General features: G+C 45.8%; 19 protein-coding genes. 11 read left to right on the top strand and 8 right to left on the bottom strand.

The window, feature by feature from the left end; all coding sequences use genetic code 11:
• Positions 1–59: 59 nt before the first annotated feature.
• Positions 60–455, top strand: coding sequence for an Lrs14 family HTH-type transcriptional regulator (gene lrs14 / locus METMK1DRAFT_RS11860; RefSeq protein ID WP_009074473.1), 396 nt, complete (start codon positions 60–62; stop codon positions 453–455).
• On the opposite strand, the gene METMK1DRAFT_RS18310 is transcribed toward lrs14 (METMK1DRAFT_RS11860), so the two are convergent.
• Positions 424–609 (bottom strand): hypothetical protein, encoded by a 186-nt coding sequence (locus METMK1DRAFT_RS18310; protein ID WP_009074471.1) that lies wholly within the window; start codon positions 607–609, stop codon positions 424–426. The genes lrs14 (METMK1DRAFT_RS11860) and METMK1DRAFT_RS18310 overlap by 32 nt on opposite strands.
• 42 nt (positions 610–651) lie before the next feature.
• Here METMK1DRAFT_RS18310 and METMK1DRAFT_RS11855 point away from each other — a divergent pair, with 42 nt between their 5' ends.
• Complete coding sequence (locus tag METMK1DRAFT_RS11855; protein ID WP_009074469.1) at positions 652–915, top strand: sulfurtransferase TusA family protein; 264 nt, start codon at positions 652–654, stop codon at positions 913–915.
• On the opposite strand, the gene lrs14 (METMK1DRAFT_RS11850) is transcribed toward METMK1DRAFT_RS11855, so the two are convergent.
• Positions 901–1,233 (bottom strand): Lrs14 family HTH-type transcriptional regulator, encoded by a 333-nt coding sequence (gene lrs14, locus METMK1DRAFT_RS11850; RefSeq protein WP_048087991.1) that lies wholly within the window; start codon positions 1,231–1,233, stop codon positions 901–903. The two genes, METMK1DRAFT_RS11855 and lrs14 (METMK1DRAFT_RS11850), sit on opposite strands and share 15 nt — an antisense overlap.
• Before the next feature lie 70 nt (positions 1,234–1,303).
• On the bottom strand, positions 1,304–1,723 hold the full coding sequence (locus METMK1DRAFT_RS11845; protein WP_048087990.1) for a CoA-binding protein: 420 nt from the start codon (positions 1,721–1,723) through the stop codon (positions 1,304–1,306).
• A gap of 273 nt (positions 1,724–1,996) precedes the next feature.
• On the opposite strand from METMK1DRAFT_RS11845, the gene METMK1DRAFT_RS18305 reads away from it, so the two are divergent.
• The 3 genes from METMK1DRAFT_RS18305 (at position 1,997) to METMK1DRAFT_RS11835 (ending at position 4,286) form a co-directional block, all read left to right on the top strand.
• Complete coding sequence (locus METMK1DRAFT_RS18305) at positions 1,997–2,137, top strand: hypothetical protein (RefSeq protein WP_216586112.1); 141 nt, start codon at positions 1,997–1,999, stop codon at positions 2,135–2,137.
• Between the two features lie 305 nt (positions 2,138–2,442).
• Positions 2,443–2,994 (top strand): hypothetical protein, encoded by a 552-nt coding sequence (locus METMK1DRAFT_RS11840; protein ID WP_009074462.1) that lies wholly within the window; start codon positions 2,443–2,445, stop codon positions 2,992–2,994.
• Between the two features lie 332 nt (positions 2,995–3,326).
• Positions 3,327–4,286, top strand: coding sequence for a histone deacetylase family protein (locus METMK1DRAFT_RS11835; protein ID WP_155812453.1), 960 nt, complete (start codon positions 3,327–3,329; stop codon positions 4,284–4,286).
• Here the strand turns inward: METMK1DRAFT_RS11835 and METMK1DRAFT_RS11830 are convergent.
• The gene (locus METMK1DRAFT_RS11830; RefSeq protein ID WP_009074460.1) at positions 4,251–5,504 is read right to left on the bottom strand and encodes a helical membrane plugin domain-containing protein; all 1,254 of its coding nucleotides are present in this window, start codon (positions 5,502–5,504) and stop codon (positions 4,251–4,253) included. The two genes, METMK1DRAFT_RS11835 and METMK1DRAFT_RS11830, sit on opposite strands and share 36 nt — an antisense overlap.
• Positions 5,505–5,547: 43 nt before the next feature.
• On the opposite strand from METMK1DRAFT_RS11830, the gene METMK1DRAFT_RS11825 reads away from it, so the two are divergent.
• Entirely contained in the window at positions 5,548–5,877 is a 330-nt protein-coding gene (locus tag METMK1DRAFT_RS11825; protein ID WP_009074459.1) for a PIN domain-containing protein, read from the top strand.
• On the opposite strand, the gene METMK1DRAFT_RS11820 is transcribed toward METMK1DRAFT_RS11825, so the two are convergent.
• From METMK1DRAFT_RS11820 to METMK1DRAFT_RS11805, 4 genes are read right to left on the bottom strand one after another with little or no spacing between them, the layout of a single operon-like run.
• Entirely contained in the window at positions 5,872–6,426 is a 555-nt protein-coding gene (locus tag METMK1DRAFT_RS11820; RefSeq protein ID WP_009074458.1) for a thioredoxin family protein, read from the bottom strand. The genes METMK1DRAFT_RS11825 and METMK1DRAFT_RS11820 overlap by 6 nt on opposite strands.
• Positions 6,423–6,764 carry a hypothetical protein gene (locus METMK1DRAFT_RS11815; RefSeq protein ID WP_009074457.1) on the bottom strand — a complete coding sequence of 114 codons (342 nt, stop codon included), beginning with the start codon at positions 6,762–6,764 and terminating at the stop codon, positions 6,423–6,425. Before METMK1DRAFT_RS11815 ends, METMK1DRAFT_RS11820 begins: the two co-directional genes overlap by 4 nt.
• The gene (locus METMK1DRAFT_RS11810; protein WP_048088089.1) at positions 6,761–8,083 is read right to left on the bottom strand and encodes a dihydrolipoyl dehydrogenase family protein; all 1,323 of its coding nucleotides are present in this window, start codon (positions 8,081–8,083) and stop codon (positions 6,761–6,763) included. The genes METMK1DRAFT_RS11815 and METMK1DRAFT_RS11810 overlap by 4 nt, the downstream gene beginning before the upstream one ends.
• Positions 8,084–8,088: 5 nt before the next feature.
• Positions 8,089–8,490: a DsrE family protein gene (locus METMK1DRAFT_RS11805; protein WP_009074455.1), complete on the bottom strand. Its 402-nt coding sequence runs from the start codon at positions 8,488–8,490 to the stop codon at positions 8,089–8,091.
• Between the two features lie 176 nt (positions 8,491–8,666).
• On the opposite strand from METMK1DRAFT_RS11805, the gene METMK1DRAFT_RS11800 reads away from it, so the two are divergent.
• The 5 genes from METMK1DRAFT_RS11800 (at position 8,667) to METMK1DRAFT_RS11780 (ending at position 12,865) form a co-directional block, all read left to right on the top strand.
• Entirely contained in the window at positions 8,667–9,083 is a 417-nt protein-coding gene (locus METMK1DRAFT_RS11800; protein WP_009074454.1) for a DsrE/DsrF/DrsH-like family protein, read from the top strand.
• 10 nt (positions 9,084–9,093) lie between these two features.
• Positions 9,094–9,336 (top strand): sulfurtransferase TusA family protein, encoded by a 243-nt coding sequence (locus tag METMK1DRAFT_RS11795; RefSeq protein ID WP_009074453.1) that lies wholly within the window; start codon positions 9,094–9,096, stop codon positions 9,334–9,336.
• Between the two features lie 69 nt (positions 9,337–9,405).
• Positions 9,406–10,248 (top strand): 4Fe-4S dicluster domain-containing protein, encoded by an 843-nt coding sequence (locus METMK1DRAFT_RS11790; RefSeq protein ID WP_009074452.1) that lies wholly within the window; start codon positions 9,406–9,408, stop codon positions 10,246–10,248.
• A gap of 200 nt (positions 10,249–10,448) precedes the next feature.
• Complete coding sequence (locus METMK1DRAFT_RS11785; protein WP_425357387.1) at positions 10,449–11,723, top strand: heterodisulfide reductase-related iron-sulfur binding cluster; 1,275 nt, start codon at positions 10,449–10,451, stop codon at positions 11,721–11,723.
• Positions 11,724–11,767: 44 nt separating this feature from the next.
• Entirely contained in the window at positions 11,768–12,865 is a 1,098-nt protein-coding gene (locus METMK1DRAFT_RS11780; protein ID WP_009074449.1) for a CoB--CoM heterodisulfide reductase iron-sulfur subunit A family protein, read from the top strand.

The following is a 12,865-nucleotide window of genomic DNA, read 5'->3' as shown; positions in this document are numbered from 1 at the left end:
ATTGCTAAAAAAAGCAAAGATTTATATATACGTTTTTACCACATAATATGTGAGATAGAATGGAAGTACAAAAACTTAAGGCTAGACTTCCCTCAGGAAGGGAAGTAGGACTGGTCGAGGCATTAAGTTTTTGTTATGACATATCTGACACCGATTTCCAAATACTGAAGGCTCTCATCAATTTAGGTCCTAAAACGGAGGACGATCTAGCGTCAGTGCTTAAACTGAGTAAGGCTTCCATAAACAGATCTGTGAATAAGTTAATATCAATAGGCTTCGTTGAAAGAGTGAAGGATCAGGGATCTAAGGGAGGCAGGCCCAGGTATATCTACAAGGCCGTGGACGCTGACTTCCTGGTAGAAAAAATGTCCAAGGATTTCGAGTATTGTGCAAAGCTTTTCAGTGCCTTAACCCCCAGTGAGCTCAAGAGCTTCCAGAAGACTTCTGGCACTTGAACGTGAACCTCTCCGGTTCCCTTAAGAATGCCAGCTGACATATCTCCGTGTCAAAGTAGTATGTGATCTCGTTATACTTTTGGAGGTACGGTGTACATTCGGCCTCGAAGAGCCTGTTACAAACTGGACAGACTACTTTCATGATTAGCATCATGAACTGTAAACCTTTTTAGCTTTTTTAGGAAGGATGGAAAGCATGGAGGAACTTAACCTCATTAATCTTGAGTGTCCTGAGCCCTTCATGAAGGTTGCAGCAAAGTTGATGACGATGAAGGGTGGAACACTTAAGGTCACTTTCAAGGATCCTAAGTGTGATGAAATGATAATTGAGGCCGTAAAGCTCATGGATTGTAAGATCCTGGAGCACAAGAACGACAACGGTGTATACACGCTCATCCTTGAGAAGACAAGACAAGATACCAGGGAGGATAAAAGCGTTAAGGAATTAGGAAGTTGCTGAGAGTATTTTTTCCGCGCAATCCTTTAGATCAGCCCTAATTCTCGGAAAGAAATCTTCAACTAATGAATACACAAACTTAGGCCTCCCTATTTTCTTCTCCTCTATCTTTATTCTCCTCACTAGCCCCAGCTCCATTAACTTCTTCATACTGTTCTCCACAGTAGTCTTACTTAGCTTCATGACTTCCGCAAGTTCCGAGGAACTCTTTGGCTCCTTGAGGTCCAAAAGAGTGAATAGACAATCCACATCGGTCTCACTTATCTTATAGCAACACCTTATGCTCTCTTTCTTGGCTTTCAAAGATTCCAGAGACTGCATTATATATTTCTTTCCATTCGTCATTAAAAACTTTATCTATTTTTTAGTACGTATAGATAAACCCCTAGCTTCAAACTTGGAACAGTCTTAGATATTCCTTGTACATACATCTGTCTTGGATCACTATTAATCCCTCGTTCCTAGCTCTCTCCGCTGATACATCGTCCCTTATTCCTTCCTGTAACCATACCGCCTTCACGTCACCCTTCTCTCTCCTCCTCTTAATTACTTCATCCATAATCTGGGGTACCTCTCTTGATGGCCTGAAAATTTGAACAACGTCTATGGAATCGCCTATTTCGGAGAGCGATCTGAATGATCTCTTTCCTAATATTTCAGGTGTAGTAGGGTTGACTGGATAGACTGTGTAGCCGTGATCCATAAGGAACTTAGGGACCCTGTGTGAAGGTTTATCTGGATCCTTCGAAAATCCTATAGTGGCTATCCTTCTAAGATTTTTCAGAATATAAGAAATCTCCTCTTCACTCATATTATCATGATGAACACCTATGTTTAAAAATTTAGACATAAGGGTTGCTTTGTAGACTGCTTCAGTTATCATCAAGCTAACGGTAGTCCTTCTTTTTATCATACACTAGATTTTTGAGTTTTAGGAGAACTGATGACCTCGTTTTATGAGAAAAATGAAGGATTCTACAAAGTAATGTTAATTAGGAACGTTTTTATATCTGTTTATTTTCCGATCTTTACCGATAAAACGTGATCTCTCACACCGATGTGGGCTCTGCCCAAAAGGGTGAGAGTGATCTGGGACGTGAGCCCCGTGCCGTTGGGCTCTAAGGAGTCCCACGAGCCACCTATCGTAAGTCTTCGTGGGTGGTTGAGGGCTAAGTCCCCATACCTGATCATGATCGAACATAAAATGAGTGGAATGAAAGTGTAGCGGCAAACGGTTCAGAGGACCGGCTCCACTTAAAGAGAACCTTCACTAATGGGCTCTGATTTCGTGTAGTAGTTATTTGACTTTCCCTTAACTGACGTCCTGTTATCAAGGGAAATCTAATAACTACTGTTCGTGATGAGGGAACGGGCACGATCCTGAATGTCTCTCCATTAGACTCATTTAAGCTCCTCACGATGAGGAGACCTAGCTCTCTCAAGTTGAAGCCGTTGTGAGACCTGTAGGTGTTACTCCTAAATATGCTTGGTGTCAACAACTCATTTTAAAGCATATCCTAGAGGTAACCTGTGATTTTCACCGACCTCCTGGTGACAGGTCTCCTGGCTCTATCTCACGGTCTCGAACCAGATCACATCTCCGGAGCGAGAATGATGAAGACGAGGAGGAAGGTGGCGATTTTCGCCGCATTCCATTCTTTGGGATTTCTGCTTATTGCGATACCTATAGCCATAGCGTTGAGTCTAGCCTCCTATGTCAGACCGTCGCTGGAAGCGGCCTCGTATATTGTCGGCATCGCATTTGGTATGATCCTCCTGATGTCGGTTATTTTAGGCAAGGAACTGGAGATAGAACCAAGGGGGGCTGGAATAGTCCAGGGAGCACTAGTGGTTACCCCGTCCAAGATCCTCGCCATAATCTTCGCTATGGACACAGGTTCGGTGCTCTATGGAGTATTCATTGTGGCCTGGTTCTCGGCGATAACTTGGATCTCTATCTTTCTTATGGGATGGATAAACGTGTATGTCCCCAAGAGTGCTGACAGGTATGTGAACCTCGCCGTATCTATACTCACTATTGCATATTTCACTTTCTTGCTCGTTGACCCTCTAACGGTCTGAATGATGTGTATCTGAAAATGAGCAGTTATTAGATTCCCCTTAGCCGCGAGGCCGTACTCGAGGCAAAATCCCATAACTTCTGTGAAAATGTTACCACATATGAGGCTACTTCCATCATCGTGTAAACTGGTATCTAACCGCTGTCTATTAGAGTTTCCTGGCATTTTCACAGCGCTACGACATTCTCATCTACGATGTACCGCATGTACCGGTAAACATAGTCTATAAGTGTGATTACCATAATTCCCAAAGGGAAGCTCGGATTGACTGCAGGAGAACTGTTGGGTATCGTATGGGACGACAGATTCAGAGATATCTCCTTCTCCCACCCAATGATACGTGATGTCTCGTTTGAGCGAATTAGGAGATTTAAAGAGCTAATCAGCAACGAGGACGGTATCATGTTCATAAAGCCAGAAATGGCTAACTTCGAGGACCTATTACTAGTCCACGACGTGACGCTGATAGAGAAATTGAGGGAAGCCAGCTCTCTTCCCTTTGTTGGGTTCCTGGATGAGGGAGATACCGTACATTATCCAGGCATGTTAGAGGACATTCTACTGGTAGCTGGCTCCACTCTCACTGCACTCAAGTTTTCGAGATATCTGGCCAGGATCTACATACCGTTGGGTGGATTCCATCACGCCACTAGGACATCTCCCATGGGGTTCTGTCCCATAAACGACGTGGCTATAGCCCTGAAGACGCTTCAATCCAAGGGGGAGAGGGTGGCGCTGATAGACGTTGATGCACACCATCCTAACGGTTTAGAGGAGATGTTCTACAACGAGAAACTGCTCAAGATAAACGTGTTTGCCTATGATGGGGAGTTCTTCCCTAGGACCGGTGACGTGAAAAGGCGAGGTGAAGGAGAGGGATTCGGGCTCAACTTTAACGTGGGTCTTCCCTTAGGTTCTTCCGATGATGCATTCATGGAAGCCTTAAGGATGTTGGAACTAGTCAGGCATTTCAAACCGACTTACATCGTAGTGGTTGCAGGAGTAGATGGCCACATGGATGACGGGCTTAAGTCTTTGAACCTAACCGCCAATTCCTATAACCTTCTCGGGCAGAAGGTCTTCGCTCTTTCGAGGGAGTTGGAGGCGAAGGTCATCTCCTATGGAGGGGGAGGGTACGGACCAGGGTCTTCCATATCCATGTATTCCTTCATTAAGGGACTAAAGGGTCAAAGGTTCCTCCCAGAAAAGGGGACGGAGGACAGAGAGAAAAGAGAAATAGTAAAAAAGTTAGTGAATTTATTCCTTGAAAGCTCTTCCTGTTGCCTTAAGTAGTGAAGTCATTATACCCAGTGCGTACTTAGAATCCGGATCTCTGGTTATACCCGCTAATCCTCCTATTCCCACAGGTTTCACGTTGGGCAGTTCTGCAGCCCATATCTTCATTGCCTTAGCAAACTTCTCCATGACGGTTACCATCGTATCCACGAGCTGAGGATCCGCCATGACGTCAATCAATTTATACATCCTATCCATAACGCCAGCCCTCTGGAGTTCTGCCAGTTTCATGAGCATATTGATCATGGAGTCCATGTCCAGTTGCGAGATCGCCTTGACGGTGTTCTCACTGGTTAGCTTCTTCATCAACGGCATTGAGGCCTCGAGGGCTCCAAGCATCCCCTCTACGTCCATTTGCCTCATTAGATTTATTGCTCTCTCGCTGGTCAGTTTTTGAAGCATTGGTATCATGGCGTCCATTGCCTTCAGGGTGGAGTCCAGATCCAACTTCTGTAATAGATTCAGTGTCTCCTCGCTCGTGAGCTTCTCCATGAGAGGCCAGATGGCCTGAACCTTGGATATCTGATCCATTCCGAACGAGACCAGTGTATTTACGAGATCAGCCTTCTGTACAGCTTCCAGCAGCGAGAGTCCTTGCTGCATCAAGTTGATCAGGTTATCTAACTGGCCTGACTTCTGCATCTCACTCATCATGTTAGCCAGCTTAGTTATCGCCGGCGTCATACTCTCCGCAGCCGTCAAAAGGGAGTCAAGGTCGAGGCTTTGGATTATTTTCATAGTCCTCTCGCTGGCCAGTTTGTTCATCACTGGAGTGAGTGATGAAATGTACTCCAGCATTGAATCGTAATCTATGGACTGAAGTACCTTCAGAGCTTTCTCACTGGTCAGCTTGTTAAGTATTGGAGTGAGCTTCTCCAGGGCAGTTAGGGTAGAATCTATGTCCAATTGTTGGATAATGTTGATTACTCTATCGCTCGTGAGCTTCTCCATGAGAGGCCAGATGGCCTGAACCTTGGATATCTGATCCATTCCGAACGAGACCAGTGTGTTCATCAGGTCAGCCTTCTGTACAGCGTCGGCTATGGACACTACTTGCCCCAACATGTCAAGCATGAAATCCAGTTCACCTCTCCTGTCCATCTCGCTCAGTTTCTCGGTTATCTTCTCGACGGTAGGCAACACATCAAGTAATTTAGTTATCTTCTGTAAGTTTTCCTCCTTTAATAGTATTTCTAACGGATCTTGTTGAGACATGTGGTTCAGGGATACCTTATATACTATAACTTAAATAATTTTGATGAATATGTACGCCGTCATATCCCCTAGTTCCTATCCGAGACTTAAGGAGATCCTAAGCAAGTTCTCCCAATACAAGTTGGTAATAACCACATTCGGTGTCTCATACGCTCTCAAGAATAACCTTGATATAGATTTCGCCTTAGATAAGGGAGTTTGGGTGAGGGCCTATTCGCACAAGGTGTTCTCTCACGGTGAGTTACCCATTCATGAGGCGGAGGCTATAATGGTAGCCTCGGATCTTCAAGCCATACTAATAGCATCTGACGAGAAGGTCAAGGCTGAAGCGGAGAGGCGAGGAGTTAAAGTTGTCTCTCCAGACGCGTCATGATGTAGCTTCACTGGACTTAGCTAACATCTTAAGTACTATATGTGGAGGAAATCCTCCAGGAATTTCCACTTTTTCATTTAATATTATCTTGGGAACGTTCATCACGCGATATTTCTTGCTTAAATCGTCATAGAGCTCGGAGTCCACAACCTCAAGCTTAACGTTCCTGTTGACTAAGGCGACTTGATACAGTAGTTCCGCCGTAATGGGACACTTTGTGCACTCAGGTGTGACGAAGAGCTTAATGTCACCTTTAACCTTCTTGGCCAACTGCAGTTCCTCAGAGTCTAGCTGTATTGCACCGGTGGATCCTCGGACCAAGGCGTTCAAGAAAGGCCATAGCTCGTTCATAGATGGTATCCCGTAATAGGAGAAATACTTTCCATCACTGAGATAAACATGTATTTCCGGCTTTTGGCAATTTCCCTCATCTTCTATCCTGATAGATTCACTTCGGAAAAATTCCACGAAATCGGAAGCCTTACAGTGGCGTAACGTTATGTCCTTGATCGCCTTAAGGTATTGTCTAATTACGTAATCGTAGCTCACATGAAATACCTCAGACTCTCAATTCCCTCCAGGGCATTAATTAGTTTCTGTTCCAGCTCCTCTCTGCAAGTGAAATTAACTACGACTTCCACAGTAGTTTCTCTCAACTCATACTCGACCTTCCCCTTCAATCCCTGAACCAGCCTCGAGGCCCTAGCGTAAAACGTCCCCATGGTCACTAGTTCATCAAGGTTTTCTCTTCCAGTGGGAAGGGGAATAGGGATGTGGAGAGTGTTGTTCTTGATGTAGAATACATAGTCGTCCATGTAGATCTCCTCTATACCTTCATTAACTCGATATCGGAAGTTCTTCTTTTCAAGATATTCCTTCAGGTTCACCTTTTCTCCCTATATACATCAACATCGAGGTTTAAGAAAGCTCTAGCAGCATTAGAGATTACTTCCGAAACTGAAGGATGGACCAAGGGAAGCAACGCTAGTTCCTCGACTTTCATCCTCAACTTGATCGCGAGTACTAGAAGATTAACTATCTCTTCTGCATTATTCGAAACTACCTCTCCGTACACAACCCTATTCTCTCTGTCGATGCCAAGCTTCGTGTATCCCTCGGTGAGTCCATAAATTATTGCCCTCGTTGAGGCATTTATTGGGAATCTCCTAAATGAAGTTGCCAAATTAACATCTCCCACAACTGCGACCTGAGGGTCTGTATATATCACGTGGGGAACCGGAAGTCGATCTATCCTCAATTCTCTCCCAAGGATATTCAGCGAGGAAATGAATCCTTCCATCATTGCCGAATGGGCAACCTTTCTCTCCTTATCTACCACGTCTCCTGCCGCCCACACCTTAGGGTTGCTCGTCCTCATAGATTGGTCTGTAACTATTCCCCTAGAGTTGTAATTCACGTCAAGTAGGTTGAGGCCCACGGGAAAGTTAGGCTTCCTCCCGGTAGCGTAAACCGTTACCTCTCCCTTCAACTCTCCGCAAGTGGCCTTCACCACCTTTCCGTCCTGCTCCCTCGGTTCACAGTTCTCGATTACCTTAACTCCGTCCCATTCGAGGGAGGTGAGGATAGCGTTCCTAGCATCTTCACTTAGGCACTTTAGGATTCTCCCCCTAGTTATGAGTGAGACTGTGGAACCCAATCTGGCGTAAAACTGTGCTATCTCCACACCAGCGAATCCCCCTCCTATCACTACCATATCTGTGGGGGTGAAACTCAGGTTTACAGCTTCATCCTCAGTGATACCCTGTTCCACACCCTTAATACACGGCAAGGAGGGTGACGAACCTGTAGCTATCACTACACGATCGAACTCAACCTCCTTTCCATCAATCAACAGAGATGAATTCCCACTTATCCTAGCCTCCCCCTTAATCACATCTGCTCCAGCGTCCTCAACTAATTTCTCACCCGCAGTTGAAAGGTAATCCACTACCTCATTACGTTTCTTGAAAGGATCCTTGGCTTTAACGTCAATGGAGATACCCTTATAGTTTCCAAGCTCCGTAAATCTTGTTAAGAAAAAAGAGGCATCATACAAAAAAATACTGGGGGCGCAACCGGACCTTACGCAGACGCCCCCGAACCTATCTTTTTCCACTACTAGAACTTTCTTACCGTTTCTGGCTAGTACACTTCCAGCTACGTACCCAGCAGAGCCTCCTCCTATCACTACTACATCATATTTCATGGGCATCAGAAGAACAGTGTTCTGTCTGCGTCCAGAGTGAGGTCTATTAGTGTGGATCCGCCTACTAGCTCCACTCCGTCTACTACGTCGCTCTCATTCATGTGGCACATATCCTTCAGACTCTGCACGCATACGTACATCTTCACGTTGTTATCCTTCGCCATATCGAAGAAGTGTATGAACGGATTACCTCCCTTCTTTCGTTCTTCTTCCTGCCACTTCTTAGACAATAACAGAGGTCCCTTGATCATGAAGAACACTGAGGTCTCATATTCCATTGAGGCGGAAATGGACGCCATGAACAGAGGGGCATATGTTCTGTCGAGGTCCTCTGGGCCGTGCGTTACTACGATGAGTATCTTTTTCTTCTGTTCCTCCTGCGTTTGCTCAGTTTGAGTTTGTGCCAAGACTCTCCCTCGGGATTATTTAATTTAGCTTACTTATATTTTTTATCAAACATATTCATGTGGTTCCTCGCTCTGCTCTAGAGCAGACTACCCAGGATTTTAAAGTGATTTTTTAGATATTAAACAAGACCACAAAGCTTAAATATTTTTAATATAAAAGAGATTTTGGTGAAAGTTTGGCAGGAAAGAAACTCTCAATAATCGTCTTTTCGGGCACAGTAGATAAGCTTATGCCAGTAGGCATCCTGGCTTCAGGTGCTGCAGCTTCGGGATACGAGGTAAACCTTTTCTTCACCTTCTGGGGGTTGAACGCAATTAGCAAGAGAGGAATGAGCTCACAGCCCCAGATAGACAAGAACTACGAGCAGATGGGCCCCATGATGATGAAGAGGATGCAAGAAATGAAGTTCCCCATGTGGCACCAACTGGTGAAGGAGGCTAAGGATGTGGGGGAGGTTAAGGTTTTCGCATGTTCTACCACTATGGAATTCTTCGGCATGAAGAAGGAGGATCTAGCGGACTTCGTGGATGAAGTTGTGGGCGTTGCTACCTTCTTAGATAGGGCCGAAGGTGGTATAACCCTCTTTATATGAGGTGATCTAAATGTCGCAGGAGATTAGAATAGCCAAAACCCTAGACGTAAAAGGGATGTATTGTCCTGGCCCCGTCATGGAGACCGCTAAGGCCATCAAGCAAATAAACGTAGGAGAAGTCCTGGAGGTTCTGGCCACAGATCCTGCTGCCAAGCCTGACATAGAGGCTTGGGCTAGGAGGACAGGACACCAAATCCTAGATATACAGCAGCAGGGTGGCGTGACTAGGATACTAGTGAAGAGGGCCAAATAACTTATTTTATTTTAGATTTTTTTTAACAAAACTTATAAGTCCCCATTTCTCATTATTATACGGATGTAGATGGCTCAAGCTAAGGGTATATTACAACTCCCGGACGACCCCAGGTTCCTGGACATGGCCTATGACGTACAGGGACCTGTACCGGAGGAGGAAAGAAATCTATTATCAAATCTGAACCCCCAAGATAGAGAGATAGCCATAAAGTTCTGGGAGTCCGTGAAGTCAGACTTCAGGTTTAACGAGTATCTAAGGGGATGCTTAAACTGTGGAGTGTGCACCTCAGGTTGTCCCGCAGCCAAGTTTTACGACTTCGGTCCAAGAGAGATGATACAGTACATGATGAGGGACGAGGTGGATAAGATATGGGAGTTCACAAACAAGAAGGTGTGGGCATGCGTCCAATGCTATACCTGTTCCATGAGGTGTCCATTCAACAACGAAATTGCAGGACTCATTATGGTCCTCAGGGAGTATGCCGTAAAGTTTGCCCTACCCTCAGCTAAGGAGATCCTTGCCCCGTACAGGAGAGTCCTATACACAGTCCTGACCATGGGCAACCAAGTTACCCCAGATATGATCCAACCAGATTCATTCCCAGACTGGGGTCCTCAGGCAGTTGAAGAGTCCAAGAACATGGACGTTTATAGGAAGGCCATACCTGTTGACCTGATGCAAAGGACCGATATAGGCTGGCATCCCTCCTTACAGACTGCAGTGGAGATGATGACCATCATGATAGAGTCAGGTGTCATGGACTCGCTTAAGGGAGTAGACAAGGACCTTTACGACATGATAATGGACATCTATGAGGAGAGGAAGTCCCAGCTAGAGGAGATAAAGCAGAAGTGGGAGAAGGGAGAACTTGACGAAAGCGAATTACCCGACAGTTGGTTAGATCTCTAACTTTTTTGCCTTTAGCCTAAAGCTTTTTTTGCCATTATTTTGCTAGTTTCGGTACAATTGTAATATCTTTCATAGTTACATAAAATGTTTAATAAGTAAAGTATTTAACCCTGACCAATATATAATGTTAGAAGGTGCATAGTTTGTCAGCTCAAGAGGTAGATAAGAAGATAGAGGAGGGCATAAAGGAAGCCTTCCCCATGACAGATACCATGGATTGGAACGAGGTTTACCAGAGGATAATATATAGGTATAGTACTCCCCACGGATTAAACCACGTGAAGGAGGAACTGTACAAGCTAGAAGACAAGGGGGAGATAATAATACATCACATTAAGCCCTATAACAATCCTGTAAAGATGCAAACCCTGAACGGCTTCCCCAAGGTCATTCCTACGACAAGGCTGTGGCAACACAAGAGCTGTGGACAGTGTGGTCACATACCCGGTTATCCCACTTCGGTCTTCTGGATGATGAACAAGATGGAAGTAGACTACATGGACGAACCACATCAGACCTCCTGTACGGGCTGGAACTACCACGCGTCTGGTGCTTCCAACCCAGTAGCTCTAGCTGGAGTTTACGTTAGGAACATGTGGAGGGCATACGAGATAGATTACTTCCCGCTAATACACTGTGGAACTTCCTTCGGTCACTACAAGGAAATCAGGAACATGTTGGTTTTGCACAAGGAGATCAGGGAGAAGTTAAGGCCCATAATGAGGAAGATGGACATGGACATCGTCATCCCAGAGGAAGTTGTGCACTACTCTGAGTGGCTCTACACTATGAGCAAGAAGGCCGCACAACAGAGGAAGTATAACCTGAACGAGGTGAGGGCAGCCGTTCACACACCGTGTCACGTGTACAAGCTCGTCCCTGAGGACACCATATATGACCCCGATGTGTTCCAGGGGAGAAGACCAGCTGCTCCAAGTGGGACGGTACAGAACTTCGGAGCCAAGTTAGTGGATTATTCGACCTGGTGGGACTGCTGCGGTTTCGGCTTTAGGCACATCCTGACTGAGAGGGAGTTCTCCAGAAGCTTCGCCCTATTCAAGAAGGTCATCCCTGCGGTTGAGGAAGGGAAGGCAGACGTCTTCGTTACCTCAGACACAGGATGTGTAACCACGTTAGATAAGAGCCAGTGGGCCGGCAAGGCTCATGGATTCAACTATAACCTCCCGGTTCTGGCCGACGCACAGTTCGCCGCTATCGCTATGGGTGCAGATCCATATAAGATAGCACAGATTCACTGGCACGCCACTGACGTAGAGGGCTTCATGAGAAAGATAGGGGTAGACGTTGACGACTATAAGGAGAAGTTCATTCAATACTTGGCAGACCTAAGGGAAGGAAAGGCCGAACCAGAGTATCTGTACAAGCCCCACAGGAAGATCGACTTCTACCTCTCAGTACCAGAGAGAGTGAAGTGGTATAAGGGTGAGGGACAGAAGTCAACAAGCTCTAAGTAAACCTTTTTAATTATTTTTATTAAAAAAGAGGCGAGAGTGGGAATTTGGCCGGGGAAAAGGTTCTCGTGATAGGTTCGGGTCCAGCTGGTCTCTCAGCTACCAAGGAACTTAGGAACATGGGAGTGGACGTAGTCCTGGTGGAGAGAGAGTCCTACCTGGGAGGTACCCCAAAGAAACTTAAGTACAGCTTACTCTTTCCAGAACTGAGACCTGCAAGTGAGGTACTGGATCCCCTCATCAAGGGAGTAGAGAACAGTGGGGTCAAGACTTACATGGAGAGTATAGTGGAGGGGATAAAGGAGGAGGATAAGGGATTCACGGTCTCCATTAAGGACAAATCAGGTAAGATAGTTAACGAGAAAGTTAACGCCGTCATAGCTGCCTCTGGGTTTGAGCACTTCGATTCCAGGAGGAAATATGAATATGGTTACGGCATCATTCCTAACATCTATCAGATATCTGACATAGAGAGGATGTTATCGGAGAACAAGCTGGTGACGACTAAGGGCACACCTCCAAAGAGGGTGGCCATACTGCTGTGTGTGGGTTCCAGGGACGCTACGGTAGGGAATACCTATTGCTCTAGGGTCTGTTGTGCGGTCTCCACGAAACAGGCCATGGAGATCAAGGAGAGGGTTCCAGACGCAGTGGTTCATATTTACTACATGGACATAAGGACCTACGGGCTCATGGAAGACAAATTGTACTGGAAGTCGCAGTTAGAGTATAGGGTAGGATACATCAGGGGCAGGATCTCAGAGTTCATGAGAGGTCCCAACGATACCGTTATAATAAAGGGCGAGGATACCATGAACCTCAACAGGGCCCTCGTAGTTCCTTACGACATGGTGATCTTAGCCAATGGTATGGAGTTAGGTCTTGGCTCGAAACAGGTCGCTAAAACGTTAGGCTTGGAGCTTGAAGAGCATGGTTTCGTCAAACCTCTGGATCCAGACAGGCTACCGGTTCAGTCCACCAGGAAGGGAATATTCTTGGCAGGAGCCATAACTGGTCCCAAGACGATATCAGACTCCATTACTGAAGGCTACGCAGCGGCCATGAAGGCATATGAGTACGTAACTAGAGGCATATGGGACGAATCTGACTTCGCGAAGAAGAGAATCGAGGTGACCCATCATTAG

Origin of the sequence: Metallosphaera yellowstonensis MK1 (assembly GCF_000243315.1) — an archaeon.
Taxonomy (GTDB): domain Archaea; phylum Thermoproteota; class Thermoprotei_A; order Sulfolobales; family Sulfolobaceae; genus Metallosphaera; species Metallosphaera yellowstonensis.
This window is presented reverse-complemented; position numbering and strand designations above follow the sequence as displayed.

Excerpts from the sequence above, each read along its gene's own strand:
- lrs14 (WP_009074473.1), top strand. The coding sequence starts at position 60 with ATGGAAGTACAAAAACTTAAGGCTAGACTTCCCTCAGGAAGGGAAGTA.
- METMK1DRAFT_RS18310 (WP_009074471.1), bottom strand. The coding sequence starts at position 609 with ATGATGCTAATCATGAAAGTAGTCTGTCCAGTTTGTAACAGGCTCTTC.
- METMK1DRAFT_RS11855 (WP_009074469.1), top strand. The coding sequence starts at position 652 with ATGGAGGAACTTAACCTCATTAATCTTGAGTGTCCTGAGCCCTTCATG.
- lrs14 (WP_048087991.1), bottom strand. The coding sequence starts at position 1,233 with ATGCAGTCTCTGGAATCTTTGAAAGCCAAGAAAGAGAGCATAAGGTGT.
- METMK1DRAFT_RS11845 (WP_048087990.1), bottom strand. The coding sequence starts at position 1,723 with ATGAGTGAAGAGGAGATTTCTTATATTCTGAAAAATCTTAGAAGGATA.
- METMK1DRAFT_RS11835 (WP_155812453.1), top strand. The coding sequence starts at position 3,327 with ATGATACGTGATGTCTCGTTTGAGCGAATTAGGAGATTTAAAGAGCTA.
- METMK1DRAFT_RS11830 (WP_009074460.1), bottom strand. The coding sequence starts at position 5,504 with ATGTCTCAACAAGATCCGTTAGAAATACTATTAAAGGAGGAAAACTTA.
- METMK1DRAFT_RS11825 (WP_009074459.1), top strand. The coding sequence starts at position 5,548 with ATGAATATGTACGCCGTCATATCCCCTAGTTCCTATCCGAGACTTAAG.
- METMK1DRAFT_RS11810 (WP_048088089.1), bottom strand. The coding sequence starts at position 8,083 with ATGAAATATGATGTAGTAGTGATAGGAGGAGGCTCTGCTGGGTACGTA.
- METMK1DRAFT_RS11795 (WP_009074453.1), top strand. The coding sequence starts at position 9,094 with ATGTCGCAGGAGATTAGAATAGCCAAAACCCTAGACGTAAAAGGGATG.
- METMK1DRAFT_RS11790 (WP_009074452.1), top strand. The coding sequence starts at position 9,406 with ATGGCTCAAGCTAAGGGTATATTACAACTCCCGGACGACCCCAGGTTC.
- METMK1DRAFT_RS11785 (WP_425357387.1), top strand. The coding sequence starts at position 10,449 with ATGACAGATACCATGGATTGGAACGAGGTTTACCAGAGGATAATATAT.